Below are 1,072 nucleotides of genomic sequence, written 5' to 3'. Positions count from 1 at the left end.
ATACTATCGGACAAAAATATTTATACATAGAGCTATTATCGTCGGTATGGTCACGCCGACCACGGTTTCGCCAGAAGATCTCCGCGATGTCCTCGCAGAAATCGAGGGGAAGAAGCCGACACAGCGGCTGATGGCTGCGATCAACTACCTCGAAGAAGACGACGCGACGATGCAAGAGATCGCGCAGCGGTACGGCTACACTGCGGGGTGGCTTTCTCAGTGGCTAAACCGCCTCGAACGGCTCGAAACGGAGCCGTTCGAGGCCGTCGTCTACGACGAAGAACGGTCCGGGAGACCGTCTGAACTTTCCGAGCAAGAGCGCCAGCAATTCACAGAAGTTGTACACGAACCGCCTGAAGAGGCCGGATTCGACGCCCCGGCGTGGTCCGTTCCACTTGCACGAAACTACCTCCTCGAGGAATTCGATATCGAGTACAGCGACCGTCACGTCCGGCGATTACTACGCGAGGCCGGGCTGTCCTGGAAGACAGCTCGGCCGGAGTTCTATAAATCAGATGAGCGAGCGAAAGAGGCGTGGAAAGAAGGGTTCAAAAAAAGCGCAACAACCTGGACGAAGAGTACACAATCGTCACAATAGACCAGACGAGACAGGTTCTCTCGAAATTAATCAACGCCTGGTTTCCCAGGGGAGAGCGCCCGTCACTGCCGGTGAAGGGCAAGTGGAAAAGCATCAAATTGCTCGGTGCAACAACCGATACCGGTGAGACGTTTTTCGTTCCGTGCGAAGTGAATTTTAACAGTGACACCACTATACGGTTGTTAGAGGCTCTCCAGGCCGAATTCGGCGAGAAACTCTGTGTCGTGTTGGATAACGCGTCGTACTTTACAGCGGAGGCGGTGAAGAAATTCGCTGCGGAGACGCAACTCGAACTGTGTTATCTTCCGCGAGGGTCACCTGAGCTGAATCCCACGGAAGAGTGCTGGAGACGACTCAATCGAGCACTTGGCAACCGACTGTTTCAGACGCTCGACGATCTTCAGGAGGCAGCGCTCGCTGCACTCGACCAGCTCAAAACGCCTAATGTATTTAAGTATTTATGTCCTTAAGTAT

The 1,072-nt window shown here is 53.7% G+C and carries 1 protein-coding gene; it reads left to right on the top strand.

What is annotated here, in order from left to right; all coding sequences use genetic code 11:
* Positions 1-46 precede the first annotated feature (46 nt).
* Positions 47-1,068, top strand: a protein-coding gene (locus tag NO887_RS18450) for an IS630 family transposase (RefSeq protein WP_256419622.1) whose coding sequence is annotated in 2 segments (ribosomal slippage) — positions 47-551 and positions 551-1,068 — 1,023 coding nt in all. Because the reading frame shifts where the segments join, the coding sequence is not laid out codon by codon here.
* The last annotated feature ends 4 nt before the right edge of the window (positions 1,069-1,072 follow it).

This window comes from Halorubrum laminariae, assembly GCF_024494655.1.
GTDB lineage: Archaea > Halobacteriota > Halobacteria > Halobacteriales > Haloferacaceae > Halorubrum > Halorubrum laminariae.
Note: the sequence above shows the minus strand (reverse complement) of the source record. Positions and strands in the feature narration are given on the sequence as shown.